Source organism: Roseburia sp. 1XD42-34, assembly GCF_009917385.1.
In the GTDB taxonomy this organism is placed as follows: domain Bacteria; phylum Bacillota; class Bacilli; order Bacillales; family Amphibacillaceae; genus Virgibacillus.
Genome location: NZ_QWLJ01000014.1, coordinates 71,827 through 90,867 on the forward strand (window position 1 = coordinate 71,827; position 19,041 = coordinate 90,867).

A 19,041-nucleotide genomic window follows, 5' to 3' on the forward strand; every position below is an offset into this window, starting at 1 on the left:
TGACTTTAAGAAATTTTTGCGTTATTTATATCATGCGAAAAGGGTATTTCATTTTCCAGTGAAGCCGAGAGACATTGGTGTGAAAAGGGAATAATGTCGACAAGCGCAACTCATCTGTTGATGTGCTTGTCGATAATGAAATAACCCGAAGTTCACGGTCTGACGCATGAGCCTAGTAACAATACGACTTTAGAAATATTCCTTACGTACGATAAGACCTCATCAGTTCATGACTCAGAGAAAGACCAACTAAACAGGGGTATGATTCCTTTTATGTTTTGTTGCTCCGTTTCAATCGTTACATCGCTAAAGGGGACCCAACTGGATAAGGAATTATCTTGAGGTGGCTTCATATGTCTATCAGTCAACCTTTTAAATAAGATGTGATGTTGAAAACGAAGAGTTGTCCACAGAAAAACAATAGTTATGCACAAATTGTTAATAATTTTTTGATGAAAAATCAATATATTGTGTGTGAAATAAAAGACAAAACAAAATAGCTGCGAACACCTGTGCATATGTGGATAACTTTGTGGATGACAACAGCTTTTCAACAGGCACACCCGTATTTATACACTAGTTATCAACAGGAAGAAAGGATAACTTATATTCTGCTCTCAAGTTAAAAAGGAAATGGGAGGGAAATAGTGAAACAAACTGTATGAAATCAGTCTCTTACGATTTTTGTTTGGATTCGCACGATACAAACTGTTGCTAGAGTCATTTCTCCTGCTTATCCCAGATGATGAATAATAAAATAAGCATCACAATATCTAACCGTGCCTCAAATAAAAAAGCTAGTAAGCCTTGGTTTAATAAAATAGGTAGCTTTGTTAAATATAAAGCTACAAGCATAATTAAAATTAAGGGTGGAACGGCTAGATGAAGAAAAGACCTCCCAGCTACAAACATTCCACAAGCAATTTCGAGAATTGCAACGATAAATAGAGTTAACTCTGGAAAAGGTAAACCTAATTGGGCAAAAGAGACTTTAAAATCACTTACAACGAGTTTCATGATTCCCGACGTTAAAAAAACAAATGCAATGGAATAACATACCCAGGAATACAGTGATTTGCTTAATTGCTTTTTCATTGTATCCTCCTTTCTTTTCAAACAAAAATAGATGCTTTATCCATCTTCACACTCTAACGAATGTTGGAGGTCTATGCTTTCCCAAAAGGGTTACACTGTTCATTACACCAAACAGGTCCTTTACTTTAAAGGTATGCATGCAATGAGACAAACTTGCCAAGCTGTTTGTTTAACCGTATAATTCCTGTAGGTCGAGAAAGGGAGGTATACGGGAACTATGTTACGACGTTTTTTTTCGTACTATAAGCCTCATAAGCGCTTATTTATCGTTGATTTTACATCAGCAGTTATTGTCGCAATTTTAGAGTTGGCATTCCCAGTCGCGGTACAGTATTTTATCGATGATTTGTTACCAGGAAACGATTGGGATTTAATTGTACTTGTTAGTGTGCTGCTCTTACTTGTTTATCTACTTAGTACCGTATTGCAATATGTTGTCACCTATTTTGGACATAAGTTAGGGATAAATATTGAAACAGATATGCGTCGGGAATTGTTTCATCATGTACAACGGCAATCATTTCGATTTTTTGATAATACAAAAACGGGGCAGATTATGAGTCGAATTACCAATGATCTATTTGATATTGGTGAACTGGCACACCATGGTCCGGAAGATTTTTTCATTTCCTTGATGACCTTCGTTGGGGCATTTATGATTATGTTTACCATTAATATGAAGCTGGCAATCATAATTTTATTTGCTGTACCGATACTGGTTTTTCTAATTACTTACAGCAATATTCAAATGAATAAAGCGTGGAAAAAGATGTATGAAGATATTGCTGGTGTTAATGCTCGGATAGAGGATGCTGTATCAGGAGTACGTGTTGTCCAATCATTTACGAATGAAGCATATGAAATGAAACGGTTTACCAAAGATAATAACAGCTTTCGTAAGGCAAAGATCAGAGCTTATAAAGTAATGGCAATGGTTCATTCAAATATTTATATGCTTATGCGTGTCATTACACTATTAGTATTAGTAGTTGGTGCATGGTTAACATATCATGAAGAGTTGTTAATTGGTGAACTTGTCAGTTTTGTTTTATTTGTTAATGTGCTGTTTACGCCAATTCAAAAAATTACCGCTTTACTGGAGTTATACCCAAAGGGAATGGCCGGATTTAAACGATTTATCGATTTGTTGGATGTCGAGCCAGATGTGCAAAATAAAGCCGATGCTCAGCCGGTAGCGTACTTACATGGAAATATATCCTTTCATAATGTCATCTTTACATATGAAAAAACGCAAAAGCCGGTTTTAAATGATGTAAGCTTTCACATTCAAGCTGGAGAAACAATTGCTTTCGTTGGACCTTCTGGAGCTGGAAAAACGACTATTTGCTCATTAATTCCTAGGTTTTATGATGTCAATGACGGAAAAATTACTATTGATGGCACGGATATTCGGGATATGACAAAGGAAAGCTTGCGTCGGCAAATCGGGATTGTTCAGCAGGATGTATTTTTATTCACTGGGACGTTACGTGAAAATATTGCTTATGGCAAGCTGAATGCGACAAATGAGGAAATTGAATTAGCAGCACGTCGGGCTCATATGGAAGAATTTATTAAGGACTTGCCTCTTGGGTTTGAAACCCAGGTTGGTGAACGAGGTTTAAAGTTGTCGGGTGGGCAAAAGCAACGCATAGCAATCGCACGTATGTTTTTAAAAAATCCACCAATTTTAATTCTAGACGAGGCGACTTCTGCTTTGGATACGGAAACGGAGATGATCATCCAAAAGGCATTAACAGAACTTGCTAAAGATCGTACGACACTGGTTATTGCCCATCGGTTAGCCACTATTAAAAATGCGGATCGAATTATGGTGGTTACGAAAGATGGAATTGAAGAAGAAGGCAGTCATGAGCAGTTACTGGAGCGTGATGGTATTTTTGCGCATTTGCATCGGGTGCAAATGCATTAGCATATTTGGTATTTCATGAAAATATAAAAATTTTGGCTTATGAGTACCGATATAACGGGATAGCCACGTCCGGCTTAAGCGCCCAGCAACTAGGCGACTTCCCTCCATTGCCCTACGATAAGTCATCATCGGTTCGTTGTTAAGAGGAAGGCCGACTAACAACGGGCTTGCCGCCCTACGTCGGCATACCCCTGTTGCAGGAGCATGATTCCTAAAACTTTAGTCGATTCGCTCCAGTCGCTACGTTGCTAAACGGGCGCTCTGCGCCTTTGTTCTGGGAAAGACCTGCTTTCAAATGAAGCAAAATAAACGTAAAACATTAATCATACGCCCTCTCATTCAGCAAATAAGGATGAATCCTTATTTGGCTGAATTTTTCTTATGTGAATCGTATTTGAATATACTACTGAGAAATATGTATAAGCCGTCAGGGATTATTTGTTTCTGTCTTGTTATAATTGTTAATAATTTATGACAATTTTTATTTTTAGGGTAAGTTATGTTTCATTCAAATAGGATAGTGGTACAGCACTTAATAAATGATAAAAACAGAGAGGGGAATTACGATGGAGCATTTGGAACAAGAGGAACAAGGGTACAGTTTGCCACGAATAGGGGAAAAAGCACCTAATTTTACTGCAAAAACCACCCATGGGGAAATTTCTTTACAGGATTATAAAGGGAAATGGGTGGTATTGTTTTCGCATCCAGCTGATTTTACACCCGTGTGTACCTCTGAGTTTGTAGCTTTTCAAGAAGTCTATGATCGCCTACGTGATATGAACACAGAATTAATTGGCTTAAGTATTGATAGTGTTAGCTCTCATATTGCTTGGATCAGAAATATAGAAGAGAATTTTAATACAACGATTGAGTTTCCAATTATTGCTGATTTGAACCAAAAAGTTGCTATGAAATATGGAATGATTATGCCTGAATCTGATGGTACAGAGACATCACGAGCTGTATTTGTCATTGATGATAACCAAATGATTCGTGCGTTAATCTATTACCCCCTATCTACAGGACGTAACATGGAAGAGATTGTTCGTCTTGTGAAAGCATTGCGAACCACTGATGAACATGGGGTTTCAACCCCAGCCAATTGGCAACCTGGTGATAAGGGGATCGTTAAACCGCCACAAACAAAAGCAGAAGCAAATGAGCGTATGAATAATCAGGATTATGATTGTGTAGACTGGTATTATTGTAAGAAAGAAATTAACTAAACAAATTATGATATCCCTATTATTTCTAGGGTGAATAACCCAAATATTCTATTGAAGTTTACGAATGAAAGGGGTTTATTTCGTGTTTTTAAACTATTTTTATGATGCTTCTTTAGCGCAAGCCTCTTATATGGTAGCGTGCCAAGCTACTGGTGAAGCAGCTGTTATTGATCCAGCTAGAAATATAGAGGAGTATTTAGAAGTAGCTAGAGAAAAAGGTTTTCAAATTGTGGCAGCAGTCGAAACACATATTCATGCTGACTTTGTATCAGGAGTTGCAGAACTTGGACGAAGAACAGGGGCCACCATTTACCATTCCCTAGAAGGAGTAGATAATGGGGGCTATGAATGGAATAGCGACTTACCTGTAAAAGGATTACGTGATCAAGATACCATCCAATTAGGGAAAGTAAAGTTGCGAGCAGTCCACACCCCTGGACATACTCCTGAACATATGTCGTATGAATTAACCGATGAAGCTGTTGCAGATCGACCAATGGGTGTATTTACTGGTGATTTTGTATTTGTTGGTGATGTCGGGCGCCCTGACCTGCTAGAGAAAGCGGTAGGCGTAGCGGGATCTGCCGAAGAGGGCGCAAGACAGATGTTTAGCTCTATACAGCGGTTTAAAAAGTATGCGGATTATGTGCAAATTTGGCCTGGTCACGGGTCAGGAAGTGCTTGTGGCAAGGCACTAGGGGCAGTCCCGACAAGCTCAGTTGGTTACGAGCGATTGTTTAATCCAGCATTTCAGCTAACAGAGGAAACAGATTTTATTGACTTTTTATTGGATGGACAGCCAGAACCTCCTGCTTACTTTGCAAAGATGAAGGAAGTAAACAAAACAGGAATGACACCAGTTTCGCAAGTGCCTTACCCGGTAGAAATGCAGCTAGTTGGCGATAAGGTTGCTGAATTAGCACAAGATAACCAGACGATGGTAATTGATACACGAAGCATTCAATCATTTGCTACAGGGAGCATCCCTAAAACGATTAATCTTCCTTATCCTGATATGTTTGTTGAGTGGCTCGGTCGTTTAGCTAATTATAAAAAAACGTTATACCTTATTGCTGAGCCACATCAATTTGCTCATTTACGTAACATCATGCTTCGTATGGGAATGGATAATTTACAAGGGTTTTTTGCCACATCTGTTATTGATAGCGCAACGAAACTATTAACGTATGAAACGCAATCACCATCCGAAGTGGATAAAAAACGAAAACATGACGATATACAAGTGTTAGATGTAAGATATGCTGATGAGTGGAATGAAGCGCATATCCCAAATGCGAAGCATATTCCGCTCCCAGAATTAGCAGAACGAACGGATGAATTAACTCGGGATAAACCTGTCGCTGTCCATTGTCGCTCAGGAAAGCGTTCAGCAATTGCGTCGAGCATTTTAATAAATCATGGATTTCACGTTATTAACGTAGAAGGCGGATTTATAAACTGGCAACAAGAAAATCTGGAGGCGACATAAGATAGACAGGAAAGAGGGTTTAACCACCCTCTTTTGCCCTATAGGGAAAAGAATTATGGCATAAGCAAAAAAACTTAGTCATTTACTCCTTATGATTATTATATCGCTTTTTTCTTAAATAATAGCCGTAAGAAAATACAGCAAGAAAACAAACAAACACAACACTGCCTACCATCCACCGCTATTACCACCACCAGGTAGAAACTTTCCCGCTAACCCAAATAGTAATTCAATAACTGTAGCCAGTAGCAAAATGAGGTGGTAAGGCTTAGGTTTTTTCATGAAAACTTCGTACGTATCAATAGAAATGCTCAAGTTAAGAAGGCTTAGCACAATCATTGAAATTATAAATACAAACCAAACAGGACTTGATGTAGCCGCGTCAATCCCTTTTGTAACCCCGTCATAAATAATAGTAGCTAATATACCTACTGTTTGTATGAAAAATACAATGGAAATATGTTTCAGGTTTTTAAGTCTCAATCTTTCATCATTCATTTTTTTTAAACATCCTTCTCCCCCTTTGGAATCCAAAATATTTCGTCTAATGATTGATTGGTCGCATAGCAGATTTCTAGGCATAAATTTAACGTTGGATTGTATTTTCCCTTTTCAATTAAACTGATCGTTTGGCGTGTGACCCCTGTTTTTTTAGCTAATTGCTGTTGAGTTAATTCTGCTTGCACGCGAGCAATTTTCACTTTATTTTTCACGTGGTTTCACGCCTCCTTCACTTTATTGTAACATATACATTACATCATTCAATGTATATGTTACATAAGTAAAGAGTTTAGGTTGACAAAATAATGAGCAACCTGTAAAATGACTGATAGTCAGTCAAGGTTATTTATTGAGGTGAGGAGATGGATAATAAGAAACAAAAGATTGTACAGTCTGCCATTCAGATTTTTCGAGAAAAGGGAATTGAAAAAACGAAGGTATCCGATATTGTGAGAGGTGCAGGTGTGGCTCAAGGAACGTTTTATCTATACTTCCCGTCCAAGCTAGCAGTGATGCCGTCTATTGCTGAAGTAATGGTGAGAAAAATCGTTGAAGCAATGGAAGATAAAGTTAATGACGATGAAGCATTTATCAAACAATTAGAACAGGTAGTTCACGTTGCCTTCCAAATAACGAACGATTATCGAGAAATTTACGCGCTTATGTTCGCTGGGTTAGCTTCCAGCCAATATTTAAGTGAGTGGGAGAAAATTTATGAACCATATTATGCCTGGATGCAGGAATTCCTAACCCAACCGAAAGCTACTGCTATGTTGCGAGAATCGCTGGATATAGAGGCAACAGCAAAATTATTAATAGGGTTGATTGAAGCAGCGGCTGAGCAATCCTATTTGTTTGATAAACAAGATGAAGAAAAAGCGAATGGGAAAAAGAAAGAAGTATTGGAATTTGCTAAACATGCATTATGTAAATAGTTTGGGGAAGTGAAGAAGAGTAAACAAACCTGTACGTAAACGACTTGGCTTAAACCAAGTTTTTCTTTCCCACAAAAATGACTGATAGTCAGTCATAAAAAGTAGGGAAAATAAGTCTAAAATAAAGGAAAATTGCTCAGAACATTGATTATCCATGCAGTTTTATACCTTGAGCAAAGCGGAAGGAATGTTATAAAAAATGAATAAATCATGGATATACGTTATTTTAACAAGTGTATTTGAATTAATTTGGATTTATGGCTTTAACACAGCTTCCACCTGGTGGCATTGGGTGTTCATTATTAGTGCTATCTTATTAGATCTACATTTTTTATCCAAAGCATGTGAAGGAATTCCTACTGGAACCGTATATGCTATCTTTGCAGCAGCAGGAACAGTAGGAACAGCTTTGATGGATGTATATATATTTGATGGCAGTTTAAGTATGGGGAAAGTTTTCTTTATGTTTCTTCTCGTCATAGGCGTAATCGGCTTGAAACTATTTGATACGCCAAATCAATCAGCAGAGCAGGAGGTACATTCATAATGGGCTGGATTTTAGTAGCGTGTGCGTCCGTATTTGAAATCTTAGGTGTTTTAGGCTTGCGATTATATAGCCAAAATAAGACGGTTGCAAATGGGTTATTGTATCTTGGGGGTTTAGGTGCATCCTTTGCTTTTCTTTATGCTTCCTTCTCACATTTACTTGTAAGTGTTGCCTATTCTGTGTTTATGGGAGTCGGGACAGCTGGTGCTGTATTAATGAATATGATTTTCTTCGGCGAATCGACGAATAGGCTACGCGTTTTTAGTTTAGTATTGATTATTATCGGTGTCGTCGGACTTAAGGCATTATCTTAATAAGCGGAGAGGTACAAGTAAAGCGGCAAATCGTTATATTTTTTTCTGTTCCCGATTAGATTTACGGTCACACTAATTTGTTTTTTTGAATATAAAAATAATATCAAATAATTCTCATGTTTTTGAAAAAAGGCATTGACTTTTCTTGGAAAAACATTTAATATATCAAACAATATATGCCTAGATTCTTTTTTAGAGAGAATTGGTAACTCTATAATTGGAAACAGTTTTTTCTATTGTTGTGCTGCATTGCCTAATGAGTCATCTGATAAGTAATAAGAGCATAAGATAAATGGAATATTTGCTCTTCTTATCATTTGAAATAAGGAGTGTAGCTCCTATTGCCTTCACTTTCTATTTGCAGCACAACAAATGATCTAACGGAGGAGGGGAAATATTTGACACGTCAAATACTTTCTTATCAAAATTTTACTGGCGATCCATTTCAAGATTTCTGCCCTAATGATGCTACAAAGGGCGCCGCCACTATTTTAAGTTGGGCATATGATCTATATGGAGATTCCATTATATATGCATGCAGCTTTGGTGCAGAAAGTATAGTGCTAATTGATTTACTATCTCATGTGAAGCCAGATGCGAAGATTGTCTTTCTAGATACAGGATTACATTTTCAAGAAACGTACGACCTTATTGATGATGTAAAGAAAAGGTATCCTGATTTGCGGATACATTTAAAGCGACCTGATTTAACCGTCGAAGAACAGGCTGCCAAGCATGGCTCAGCCTTATGGAAGCGACAACCAGACCAATGTTGTTTTATCCGTAAGATAAAACCACTGGAAGAGGTACTTGACGCTGTGCCTGCTTGGATTTCTGGACTGCGCAGAGAGCAGTCATTAAGTCGTAGTAAAACGGATTTTGTGAATAAAGATGAGCGATTTAAAAGCATAAAAATATGTCCATTGATACATTGGACTTGGGATGATGTCTGGAATTATATTCGTAAATACCAATTACCATATAATAAACTCCACGACAATAATTATCCAAGTATTGGGTGTATCCCTTGTACTTCGCAAGTGATGGAAACAGATGACTTGCGTGCAGGAAGATGGACGGGGCAAACGAAAACAGAATGTGGTCTGCATACAGCAGATAATAAACATGATTCGTGATGGTCGGAGAACGCATCTTTTTTATTTCACTTAATTCCTAGTAATTTAATTGGTATACTAAGTTTTTGGATTGCATATAAAAATAAGTAGTGAGGTGAGAGCGTTGACGCTGGACGTAACAAATAGCCCATTTAATCAAGAGCAAATAGAACAATTAAGTCGTCTGTTACCAACCTTAACGAATAATCAAAAGGTTTGGCTGAGTGGCTACCTTTTAGCTGTTATATCTAAAAAAATCCAGCAACCTAGTAATCAAGTCCCGCAAATGGATAGTCAGCTGATGAGCGGTGGTGGTACATCCCCAAGAGCAGTAACGGTATTATACGGATCAGAAACAGGAACAGCCCGTTCACTAGCAGAAATGATGACTAAGAAATTAGATGAAGCTAATTTTACGGTAACCTTCTCGGCTCTTGATGATTTCAAGCCAAGTAAATTAAAAAAGACAGAGGATTTATTGATTATAACAGCAACACATGGGGAAGGTGATCCACCAGATAATGCAATATCTTTTTATGAATTTCTTCATAGTAGAAAAGCACCTAAATTGGAACATTTGCGTTTTTCCGTATTGTCACTTGGCGATGAGTCATATGAATTTTTTTGTCAGACTGGAAAGGACTTTGATAAGCGCCTAGAAGAATTAGGTGGAGAGAGGATATATGGCCGAGTAGATTGTGATTTAGATTTTGACGAACAAGCGGCTGCGTGGATGAACGGTATTTTAGGTATTTTAAAGAAGGAAACGGATGCCGCTGACCAGAACACGCTGTCAAGTCAGCAAACGGTAGGTATGAACATTTCAGAACAACCTGTTTTTTCCAGAACAAATCCATTTATGGCTGAGGTGATGGAGAAGGTAAACCTAAGCGGACGAGGTTCTAACAAACAAACACATCATCTAGAACTGTCTCTCGATGGAGCCGGCTTTACTTTTAAACCAGGAGATAGTTTAGGAATTTATCCGAAAAACGACCCCGTATTAGTTGAGCAGCTCATCAAAGCGTTGGCATGGGACGCTGAACAAAATCTATCTGTGAATAAGCAGGGGGAAATAAGATCATTACGTGAAGCTTTGCTTTCTCATTTCGAGTTAACCGTTTTAACCACACCGATGTTAGAAAAGGCAGAAAGATTGTTTGCGAATGAAGCATTAACCGAGCTTTTAGAAGCAAGCAATAAAGAAAAATTAACCTTTTATTTAAAGGGAAGGGATGTTCTCGATTTAGTAACCGATTTTCCACCGAAAAAGCTAGCGCCTGAGGATTTTGTCAGCATATTGCGGAAGCTGCCTGCTCGACTTTATTCCATAGCCAGCAGCTACAAAGCTAACCCTGACGAGGTTCATCTAACGATTGGAACGGTAAATTATGTGGCTCATGGACGTAAGCGCTTTGGCGTTTGCTCTAGTCAAATTGCAACAAGAGTGGAAATAGGTGACAAGTTGCCAGTATATATTCACCAAAATCCTAATTTTCAATTTCCTAATGATCCCCAAACGCCTGTTATTATGATTGGACCTGGTACGGGAGTGGCTCCATTTCGTTCCTATCTGGAGGAGTTGGAGGAAACCGCCGTCAAACGAAAAACATGGCTTTTCTTCGGTGAACAGCATTTTTCATGTGATTTTCTCTATCAAGTAGATTGGCAAAAGTGGTTAAAAGCGGGTGTGCTTTCGAGAATGGATGTTGCCTTTTCAAGGGATACCGATCAAAAAGTATATGTGCAACATAAGATGCTTGAAAAAAGCCACGATTTTTATAACTGGGTAAAAGCAGGTGCTGCAGTTTACGTATGTGGGGATGAGAAGCATATGGCAAGAGATGTCCAGCAAACAATAATGGCTATATTAAAACAGAATGGAGACATGAATGAGGAAGAGGCAAAACTATACTTGCAGCAAATGCGCCTAGAAAAACGATATCAACGGGATGTATATTAATTTACTGATTCAATAGGGCTATGTGCTAGTTAAAACGTATGTTAGTGAAGGGAGTTCAACGTAATGGCAAAGGAAAAAGATGCACTTCATCAAGGATCGCTAGATGATATGGAACGAATAAAAGAAGCAAGTAACTTTCTACGAGGAACGATAACAGAGGGGCTTGCAGATCCGATCACAGGAGCAATTTCTGCTGATGATAATAAGGTGCTGAAGTTTCATGGAAGTTATCAACAAGACGATCGTGATCTACGAGATGAACGGAGACGCCAAAAATTAGAGCCGGCTTATCAATTTATGCTCCGCGTAAGGGTTCCTGGAGGGATTGCTACACCAGAGCAATGGCTTGTGATGGGTGAGCTTGCTGATAAATATGCGAATGGAACCATTCGTTTAACCACTAGGCAAGCATTTCAACTGCATGGCATTTTGAAATGGGATTTGAAAAATACGATCAGAGAAATTAATCATACACTTATGGATACATTGGCCGCTTGTGGTGATGTAAATCGAAATGTAATGTGCAATACCAATTCGTATCAATCGGCAGTCCATGCAGAAGTTCAGAAATGGGCCCAAAAAATGAGTGACCATCTCTCCCCAAGGACAGGAGCATATCATGAGATTTGGCTAGATAAAGAAAAAGTGGTGGATTCACGGGAGGAAACAGAACCAATTTATGGCGCAACTTATTTACCAAGGAAGTTTAAAATTGGCATTGCAGTACCTCCATCAAATGATATTGATGTATTCTCGCAAGACCTCGGTTTTATTGCCATTCAAGAAGCGAATGAGTTGGTAGGTTTTAATGTTTCTGTCGGTGGTGGTATGGGAATGACGCATGGAAACATCAATACGTATCCACAATTGGGGCGGGTAATTGGCTTTTGTGCTCCTGATCAAGTAGTTGCTGTAGCAGAACAAATTGTTACAATACAGCGAGATTACGGGAATCGAACGGATCGAAAGCAGGCCAGATTTAAATACACTATTGATGCAAGGGGAATAGATTGGTTAAAGCAAACCTTACATGAACGTTTAGGCTCGGAGTTGGAGGAGGCGAAAGATTTTCAATTTAAAAATAATGGGGACAGTTATGGTTGGGTGGAAGGAAATAGAAAATGGCATTTCACATTATTTATTGAAAATGGACGTGTAAAGGATACGGAGGACTATCCATTAAGAACAGGGCTAAGGGAAATAGCGAAAATTCATGAGGGAGATTTTCGCTTAACACCTAATCAAAATCTAGTTATTGCCAATGTTACTAAACAAAGGAAAGCTCGCATTGAGCAACTTATCCAAACGTACAAACTAACAAATGGTGGGCAGCTTAGCGGGTTGCGCCGTAATTCCATGGCTTGCGTAGCTTTACCGACTTGTGCTTTAGCAATGGCAGAATCAGAAAGATACCTACCTTCATTAATCGAAAAAATAGAAGCGATTCTTCAAGAAGCAGGCCTACACCAAGAAGAAATTGTTATACGTATGTCAGGATGTCCAAACGGTTGTTCACGACCAGCTTTAGCGGAAATAGCTTTTATAGGCAAGGGACCTGGCAAGTATAATCTGTATCTTGGTGGAAGCTTTACTGGAGAACGATTAAGTAAGCTCTATCGGGAAAATATAGGGGAACAGGAGATTTTAGCGACACTTCGACCGTTGATAACTCGGTATGCGAAGGAAAGGTTAGATGGAGAGCATTTCGGAGACTTTGTTATTCGAGCAAATTATGTAGAAGCTGTATATTCTGGACTTGATTTTCATAGATAGTGGGGGTTTTAGGTGATGATTAAAGACGTGGAGGGAGTTATGGGAAAGGTATATTTGGTGGGGGCAGGACCAGGGGATCTCGATTTGATTACGGTAAAAGGTGTAAAAATCATTAGTCAATCAGATGTTATTTTATATGATCGTTTAACGAATGACCAATTATTAGATTATGCACCCGCGCAGACAACACGAATTTATTGTGGGAAACGCCCAGACGATCACGCATTAAAACAGGAAGAAATCAACCGGTTACTCTGTCATTATGCAAGGCAAGGGAAGGTGGTTACGAGATTAAAAGGGGGAGACCCGTTTATCTTTGGCAGAGGAGGAGAGGAGGCTCTAGTTTTACGGAAATATCAAATTCCATTTGAAATTGTACCAGGAGTCACTTCTGGATCAGCTGCGCCAGCTTATGCGGGAATTCCGTTAACCCATCGTCAGATTAGTTCCTCCGTTGCCTTTGTATCTGGTGTGTCTAGAAAGGAAGAAGCAAGTGAAGCATATTGGGAGCATCTTGCTAAGGGACCAGATACTCTATGTATCTATATGGGCGTAAAAAATCTTCCTGAAATTTGTAAGTATCTAATTCGATATGGCAGAGATGCAATGACACCAATTGCCGCTATCTATTATGGGACAACACAAATCCAACAAACGGTTACAGGTACGTTAGAAACGATCGCAACAAAGGCAAAACAGATTAAAAACCCGGCGATGATTATTGTTGGCGATGTTGTTGAATTGCGTGATCAGATACAGTGGTTTGAAGAGATGGCCTATGAAGCAGAGTCGCCGAGTGCTGTAAGCGGCTGATGAAAGGAGAAGATATGATATGCAAGGAGTGTTATATGTAAGTCATGGAAGCCGCTACGCTGATGCTACGGCAGAGGCAACAGCATTTCTTGAAGTAGTAAAAGAGCAAGTAAATGTTCCCGTTCAAGAAATCTGTTTTCTCGAATTAGCTTCTCCTACTATGAAGCAAGGAATAGCTAATTTGGTAGCTCAAGGGGCAACTAGCATCGCCATCATACCAGTTTTATTATTACAGGCAGGTCATTACTATCATGATATCCCGCAGGTCATTGCGCAACAAAAAGCATTATATCCGGCTGTTTCGTTTTCCTACGGTCAGCCTCTTGGCGTACAGGATCGAATTATTCAGATATTAGCGGAGCGCATCGATGAAGCAATTCCAGAAAAAAGTCCGGATATGAAGATACTGCTAATTGGCAGGGGAAGTAGTAATCTGCAAACGGTTATAGATATAGAAACGATTGTATGTAAGCTAAAACGAATAACGACACTGCACTATATTGAAGCCTGTTATTTAGCAGCATGTGAACCATCTTTTGATAAAAAACTACAAGCGACTATTACAGAGAAAAATTCCCAAATTGTTCTTGTCCCGTATATCTGGTTTACCGGATTTCTAATGCGACATATTCATAAAAAGGTTACAGAATTTCGGGGTATCGAAAAAGAAATAGTTGTTTGTCAGCATTTAGGGCAGCATTCTGTCATGCATGAAGCATTAAAGGATCGTGTTATCGAGGCAATATCGTAAAAGTCATAGGATAAAAAGGATGTTACATGAATGGCGCATATTCCATTAATGGTTGAATTAAAAGAAAAACAAGTAGCTATTGTTGGTGGAGGCATAATAGCAGCAAAACGCATAGGTGCAATGCTGGAAAGTTGTGCAAAAATTACCGTTATTAGTCCTACGATTAATCAAGTAATTCGAAGGGCTTGGGAAGCTGGCCTTCTAACATGGAGACAAAAGACATTCGAGGCTACGGATATTCAACAGGCTGTGCTCGTTATTGCAGCTACTAACAATCAATTGGTGAACCAATCCGTATGTCAGTCAGCACCAGCTGGGTGTCTTGTAAATAATGCTTCCGATGCAGAAGAAAGTCATGTTCATTTTCCTGCTCATTTAAAGCAAGGAAGATTATCTATCAGTATCTCAACCAATGAGGCAAGTCCAACGCTAGCAGCCAAAATTAAGCAAGAACTCGAATCTATCTATAACAAGGACTATGAAGGCTATGTGGAATTCTTATATCAATGCAGGCAGCTACTGAAACAATCCACATTGGGTAAGCAACAACAGAAAAAACAATTGCAAGCTCTCGTTTCTGATGAATTTCTGTGTAAAGATAAACAGCTGGAGGCACTCCAGGCGCTGAGGCAGCTAGCGGGAATGGATGCGAGTGAAGCTAAAGGTTTCTGCTAAATCTAGCATTAACCACAGGTTTGGTTGAATTTACCTGGAAAAGGAAAGCTTACAGTATATTGAGAGAAATAGGTACGTAATGAAAACAAATAGGAGGGAGTTCAAGTGATATCATCTACGGAACAGCTAGGAAGTATTCCGCATGGAGGCAAATTGATCCAAAGGCAAGTTGATCGTGAAGAACGAGATGTGTATTTACAGACCATAACGAACTTAAAAACAATCACATTAAATAGTTGGCATCTATCTGATTTGGAATTGATAGCAAATGGTGGGTTTAGTCCCCTCATTGGTTTCATGAGTAAGTCTGATTATACGAGGGTTATAGAAGAAATGCGGCTGGAGGATGGTACGATTTGGAGCATTCCTATCACACTAGATGTAGAACAAACGCAAGCAGAAACATTGGAGATAGGTGACCAAATTGTACTTATGGGGGAGGATAATGAAGCTTATGGTGTCTTAGAGCTTACCGAAAAGTTTCACTATGAAAAGGAAAAAGAAGCAAAATTGGTGTACGGCACACTTGACCCTGCACATCCAGGAGTAAAAAAAGTGTATGAAAAAGGGGATGTATATGTAGCTGGACCTATTCGGCTCCTTCAAAAGAAAACCTATCATCCATTTGCTAACTATCAGCTTGATCCTGTGGACACAAGACAATTATTCAGAGATTTAGGCTGGAAAACCATTGTTGGCTTCCAAACGAGAAATCCAGTGCATCGTGCTCATGAATATATTCAAAAATGTGCTTTAGAATCGGTTGACGGTCTATTACTCAATCCTCTAGTAGGAGAAACAAAGTCCGATGATATTTCAGCCGAGATTCGAATGAAAAGTTATGAGGTAATTTTAGACAAATATTATCCGCAAGATCGAGCAAGACTAGTCATCTATCCCGCAGCGATGCGTTATGCCGGCCCAAGAGAAGCAATACTCCATGCGATTGTCCGAAAAAATTATGGTTGCACACATTTTATCGTTGGGCGGGACCATGCGGGTGTCGGTGATTTTTATGGAACTTATGAAGCGCAGGAGTTAATTTGTCAATACGAAAAAGAGCTAGGAATACAAATTTTCGCCTTTGAACATGCCTTTTACTGTACAGCATGTGAAAATATGGGAACGGAAAAAACATGCCCGCATGATCCAATGTACCACGTGCATTTAAGCGGCACGAAAGTACGTGAGAAGCTACGTAATGGTGAAGATTTGCCAAAGGAATTTTCGCGACCAGAAGTAGCAAAAGTTTTAAGAGAAGGCTTAAGACGTTAATTAAAGGGAAGGTTTCACATGTCGAATGAAATGATCATTGTTTCTATCGTAATATGTTTCATGATTGGTGCGCTTATCATGGACATTGCTCGTCCAGTCATCATTGTGTTTACCGCGTTAACCATCTTTTTAATAACAGGTATATTAAAACCAGAGGAAGCACTTATTGGTTTTTCAAATGAAGGGATGCTTACCATTGCTCTTTTATTTATTATAGCAGGGGCCATTCAAAAAAGCGGTATCATTGAAGATATTATGAAAGGTTGGCTAAATAAAAGTAATAGTTTAATCGGTTCCATGATCCGTGTGCTTATACCAACATCTGCACTTTCTGCCTTTTTAAATAATACGCCGATTGTTATTACGTTCACCCCAATGATTAAAAGTTGGTGTGAGGATCGGCAAATTGCTCCATCCAAATTCTTAATCCCCCTTTCCTATGCAACCATTTTAGGCGGAACGATTACGTTAATGGGGACATCCACCAACCTCGTTGTACATGGCATGCTAATGGATTACGGTTATGACGGGTTTTCCATCTTTCAGTTAGCAGTTATCGGCATTCCGATTACTATTGCTGGGCTCATTTATTTGCTTGTTATAGGGAGACATCTTTTACCTAACCAGAAAGGACTGCAACAGCAAGTAAGAGAGAGTTCAAAGGAGTACATTGCAGAATTGATGGTAGAGGATTCATTTTCAGGGGTAAATCGGACGGTAAAAGAGGCTGGATTAAGAGAGTTAAAGGGGCTCTATTTATTAGAAATTATCCGTGATAAGGAACGCGTATTCCCGGTTCGTTCGACAACTAGAATTCAAGCAGGAGATCGCCTTATTTTTACTGGTTTAATTACTGCATTAGCTGGATTGCAAGCAACGAAAGGGCTAACATTAAGCATGGGAAAGTCTGTGGATGTTGATGAATTACAAAAGGCTGACTCAACCATGGTAGAAGCTGTGGTGTCGCATCAATCTTCTTTACTTTACAAATCAATTAAGCAAGCTAAGTTTCGATCCTTATATGATGCTGGAGTTATTGCAGTTCATCGAAATAACGAACGCCTTAAATCCAAAATAGGTGATATATTGTTAAAGCCAGGTGATAGCTTACTATTACTAGCGGGAGCTGATTTTATTGAAAAATATCAGCAATCTGAGGATTTTTATGTCGTAACGCCGTTCCATCGACCGCATACGTTTCATCGCAATGCCTTTAAAGGGTGGGTAACGACCATTTTGTTTTTAACGATGATTCTACTAATTACAATCGGAATGCTAAGCATGTTTAAGGCGATGTCTATCGTAGTTGTGGTTATGTTAGCAATGAAGGTAATTACGATGGAAGAGGCAAAGAAATATATTCATTTTGATGTCCTGTTACTTATTGCTTGTTCATTCGGTATTGGAATGGCGACAATGAAGTCAGGTCTTGCATCTTGGATTGCTGATGGGATATTAGCTGTAGGAGAGCCGTTGGACTTATTTATCTTATTGTTACTTATTTATATAGTAACCAATATATTGACGGAAATCATTACGAACAGCGCAGCGGCTATTTTGATGGTTCCGATTGCCTTTGAGATGGCAGCTACACTAGATTTAGATCCCATGGGTTTTGCGGTTACAACGACGATTGCAGCGTCTGCTAGTTTTATCACCCCCATTGGCTACCAAACGAATTTAATTGTTTATGGTCCTGGGGGCTACACATTTAAAGATTATGTAAAAATCGGAACACCACTAAGTATCCTAGTTATGGTGATGACAGTAATTATTGTATACTTTTGGTGGTATTAGGGAGGAGAAAATGTGAGTAAATCGAAACATATTTCTTGGCATGAATCTATGGTAACAAAGGAATTTAGACAAAAGCGAAACAAGCATAAAAGTGCAGTACTTTGGTTTACGGGGTTATCCGGATCTGGAAAATCAACTCTTACCGTAGAGTTGGAAAGGAGGCTTTATCTACTAGGTATTTACACGTATCGGTTAGATGGCGATAATATCCGCCATGGGTTGAATAAGAATCTCGGATTTTCTCCAGAGGATCGAACAGAAAACATACGCAGAATAGGCGAAGTGTCGAAGCTATTTATTGATGCAGGGATTCTTACATTAACTGCCTTTATTTCGCCGTATCAAGAAGATCGAAATTTGGTAAGAGCGCTGTTACCAAGTAACGAATTTATTGAAATTTACGTGAAATGTAGTTTAGAAGCATGTGAGGAACGTGATCCAAAGGGGCTGTATAAAAAAGCACGTGCTGGTGAAATTACGGGATTTACTGGCGTTGATGCACCTTACGAGGCGCCAACTGCTCCTGAGTTAACGATTGATACGGAGAAACTATCTGTGGAAGAAGCAACGCAACAAGTTATTCATTACTTGTTGGAAAATGAATATTTAACCGTATAACTATCATTTTCTCTATTGAGAAAATGGAAGGTGCGAGTATTATGGAGACGCTAAAACTCATGAAAAAAAGCGTTGGAGAGTTATTATATCTAGGTTCCAGGTATAGCTCCAACGCTTCGTGTATAAGGATTCCTATTCGTAAAACATTTATGGGCATTATCAACGCAGTTTCGTTACTTGTATGGAAATTGTACTTTTGGTCTAACAGTCAAGTTTTA

The 19,041-nt window shown here is 38.9% G+C and carries 18 protein-coding genes; 15 read left to right on the forward strand and 3 right to left on the reverse strand.

Annotated features, from left to right (window positions below; genetic code table 11):
* Window positions 1-720: 720 nt before the first annotated feature.
* Window positions 721-1,095: a DoxX family protein gene (locus D1839_RS10090; protein ID WP_120379774.1), complete on the reverse strand. Its 375-nt coding sequence runs from the start codon at window positions 1,093-1,095 to the stop codon at window positions 721-723.
* 217 nt (window positions 1,096-1,312) lie between these two features.
* On the opposite strand from D1839_RS10090, the gene D1839_RS10095 reads away from it, so the two are divergent.
* The 3 genes from D1839_RS10095 (at window position 1,313) to D1839_RS10105 (ending at window position 5,746) form a co-directional block, all read left to right on the forward strand.
* On the forward strand, window positions 1,313-3,028 hold the full coding sequence (locus D1839_RS10095; RefSeq protein ID WP_120379775.1) for an ABC transporter ATP-binding protein: 1,716 nt from the start codon (window positions 1,313-1,315) through the stop codon (window positions 3,026-3,028).
* Between the two features lie 566 nt (window positions 3,029-3,594).
* A complete protein-coding gene (locus tag D1839_RS10100; protein WP_120379776.1) occupies window positions 3,595-4,257 on the forward strand; it encodes a peroxiredoxin in 663 nt (220 codons plus the stop codon).
* 82 nt (window positions 4,258-4,339) lie between these two features.
* Window positions 4,340-5,746: an MBL fold metallo-hydrolase gene (locus D1839_RS10105; protein ID WP_120379777.1), complete on the forward strand. Its 1,407-nt coding sequence runs from the start codon at window positions 4,340-4,342 to the stop codon at window positions 5,744-5,746.
* A gap of 168 nt (window positions 5,747-5,914) precedes the next feature.
* On the opposite strand, the gene D1839_RS10110 is transcribed toward D1839_RS10105, so the two are convergent.
* Together D1839_RS10110 and D1839_RS10115 are read right to left on the reverse strand one after the other, a co-directional pair.
* Window positions 5,915-6,244 (reverse strand): hypothetical protein, encoded by a 330-nt coding sequence (locus tag D1839_RS10110; RefSeq protein ID WP_120379778.1) that lies wholly within the window; start codon window positions 6,242-6,244, stop codon window positions 5,915-5,917.
* A 5-nt stretch (window positions 6,245-6,249) separates the two neighbouring features.
* On the reverse strand, window positions 6,250-6,459 hold the full coding sequence (locus D1839_RS10115; RefSeq protein WP_120379779.1) for a helix-turn-helix transcriptional regulator: 210 nt from the start codon (window positions 6,457-6,459) through the stop codon (window positions 6,250-6,252).
* A 150-nt stretch (window positions 6,460-6,609) separates the two neighbouring features.
* Here D1839_RS10115 and D1839_RS10120 point away from each other — a divergent pair, with 150 nt between their 5' ends.
* The 12 genes from D1839_RS10120 (at window position 6,610) to cysC (ending at window position 18,823) form a co-directional block, all read left to right on the forward strand.
* Window positions 6,610-7,182: a TetR family transcriptional regulator gene (locus D1839_RS10120; RefSeq protein ID WP_120379780.1), complete on the forward strand. Its 573-nt coding sequence runs from the start codon at window positions 6,610-6,612 to the stop codon at window positions 7,180-7,182.
* Between the two features lie 199 nt (window positions 7,183-7,381).
* A complete protein-coding gene (locus D1839_RS10125) occupies window positions 7,382-7,729 on the forward strand; it encodes a DMT family transporter (protein ID WP_120379781.1) in 348 nt (115 codons plus the stop codon).
* Window positions 7,729-8,043 carry a DMT family transporter gene (locus tag D1839_RS10130; RefSeq protein ID WP_120379782.1) on the forward strand — a complete coding sequence of 105 codons (315 nt, stop codon included), beginning with the start codon at window positions 7,729-7,731 and terminating at the stop codon, window positions 8,041-8,043. The genes D1839_RS10125 and D1839_RS10130 overlap by 1 nt, the downstream gene beginning before the upstream one ends.
* Window positions 8,044-8,441: 398 nt before the next feature.
* Complete coding sequence (locus D1839_RS10135; RefSeq protein ID WP_120379783.1) at window positions 8,442-9,179, forward strand: phosphoadenylyl-sulfate reductase; 738 nt, start codon at window positions 8,442-8,444, stop codon at window positions 9,177-9,179.
* 103 nt (window positions 9,180-9,282) lie between these two features.
* Window positions 9,283-11,121, forward strand: coding sequence for an assimilatory sulfite reductase (NADPH) flavoprotein subunit (locus D1839_RS10140; protein ID WP_120379784.1), 1,839 nt, complete (start codon window positions 9,283-9,285; stop codon window positions 11,119-11,121).
* Window positions 11,122-11,184: 63 nt separating this feature from the next.
* Window positions 11,185-12,894 (forward strand): assimilatory sulfite reductase (NADPH) hemoprotein subunit, encoded by a 1,710-nt coding sequence (cysI, locus tag D1839_RS10145; RefSeq protein ID WP_120379785.1) that lies wholly within the window; start codon window positions 11,185-11,187, stop codon window positions 12,892-12,894.
* Window positions 12,895-12,909: 15 nt separating this feature from the next.
* Window positions 12,910-13,707, forward strand: a complete 798-nt coding sequence (gene cobA, locus D1839_RS10150) for a uroporphyrinogen-III C-methyltransferase (protein WP_199690060.1) — start codon at window positions 12,910-12,912, stop codon at window positions 13,705-13,707.
* A 19-nt stretch (window positions 13,708-13,726) separates the two neighbouring features.
* Window positions 13,727-14,458 (forward strand): sirohydrochlorin chelatase, encoded by a 732-nt coding sequence (locus D1839_RS10155; protein ID WP_120379786.1) that lies wholly within the window; start codon window positions 13,727-13,729, stop codon window positions 14,456-14,458.
* Between the two features lie 30 nt (window positions 14,459-14,488).
* Window positions 14,489-15,133: an NAD(P)-binding protein gene (locus D1839_RS10160; RefSeq protein WP_120379787.1), complete on the forward strand. Its 645-nt coding sequence runs from the start codon at window positions 14,489-14,491 to the stop codon at window positions 15,131-15,133.
* Window positions 15,134-15,238: 105 nt separating this feature from the next.
* Window positions 15,239-16,408, forward strand: a complete 1,170-nt coding sequence (sat, locus tag D1839_RS10165) for a sulfate adenylyltransferase (RefSeq protein ID WP_286164774.1) — start codon at window positions 15,239-15,241, stop codon at window positions 16,406-16,408.
* Window positions 16,409-16,426: 18 nt separating this feature from the next.
* The gene (locus D1839_RS10170) at window positions 16,427-18,205 is read left to right on the forward strand and encodes an SLC13 family permease (protein WP_120379788.1); all 1,779 of its coding nucleotides are present in this window, start codon (window positions 16,427-16,429) and stop codon (window positions 18,203-18,205) included.
* A 12-nt stretch (window positions 18,206-18,217) separates the two neighbouring features.
* Complete coding sequence (gene cysC / locus D1839_RS10175) at window positions 18,218-18,823, forward strand: adenylyl-sulfate kinase (RefSeq protein ID WP_120379789.1); 606 nt, start codon at window positions 18,218-18,220, stop codon at window positions 18,821-18,823.
* Window positions 18,824-19,041 lie beyond the last annotated feature (218 nt).

Bases quoted from the DNA above. Each gene is read 5' to 3' on its own strand.
- D1839_RS10095 (WP_120379775.1), top strand. From the start codon at position 1,313: ATGTTACGACGTTTTTTTTCGTACTATAAGCCTCATAAGCGCTTATTT.
- D1839_RS10100 (WP_120379776.1), top strand. From the start codon at position 3,595: ATGGAGCATTTGGAACAAGAGGAACAAGGGTACAGTTTGCCACGAATA.
- D1839_RS10125 (WP_120379781.1), top strand. From the start codon at position 7,382: ATGAATAAATCATGGATATACGTTATTTTAACAAGTGTATTTGAATTA.
- cobA (WP_199690060.1), top strand. From the start codon at position 12,910: ATGATTAAAGACGTGGAGGGAGTTATGGGAAAGGTATATTTGGTGGGG.
- D1839_RS10090 (WP_120379774.1), bottom strand. From the start codon at position 1,095: ATGAAAAAGCAATTAAGCAAATCACTGTATTCCTGGGTATGTTATTCC.
- D1839_RS10110 (WP_120379778.1), bottom strand. From the start codon at position 6,244: ATGAATGATGAAAGATTGAGACTTAAAAACCTGAAACATATTTCCATT.
- D1839_RS10120 (WP_120379780.1), top strand. From the start codon at position 6,610: ATGGATAATAAGAAACAAAAGATTGTACAGTCTGCCATTCAGATTTTT.
- D1839_RS10170 (WP_120379788.1), top strand. From the start codon at position 16,427: ATGTCGAATGAAATGATCATTGTTTCTATCGTAATATGTTTCATGATT.
- D1839_RS10130 (WP_120379782.1), top strand. From the start codon at position 7,729: ATGGGCTGGATTTTAGTAGCGTGTGCGTCCGTATTTGAAATCTTAGGT.
- cysI (WP_120379785.1), top strand. From the start codon at position 11,185: ATGGCAAAGGAAAAAGATGCACTTCATCAAGGATCGCTAGATGATATG.
- D1839_RS10160 (WP_120379787.1), top strand. From the start codon at position 14,489: ATGGCGCATATTCCATTAATGGTTGAATTAAAAGAAAAACAAGTAGCT.
- D1839_RS10155 (WP_120379786.1), top strand. From the start codon at position 13,727: ATGCAAGGAGTGTTATATGTAAGTCATGGAAGCCGCTACGCTGATGCT.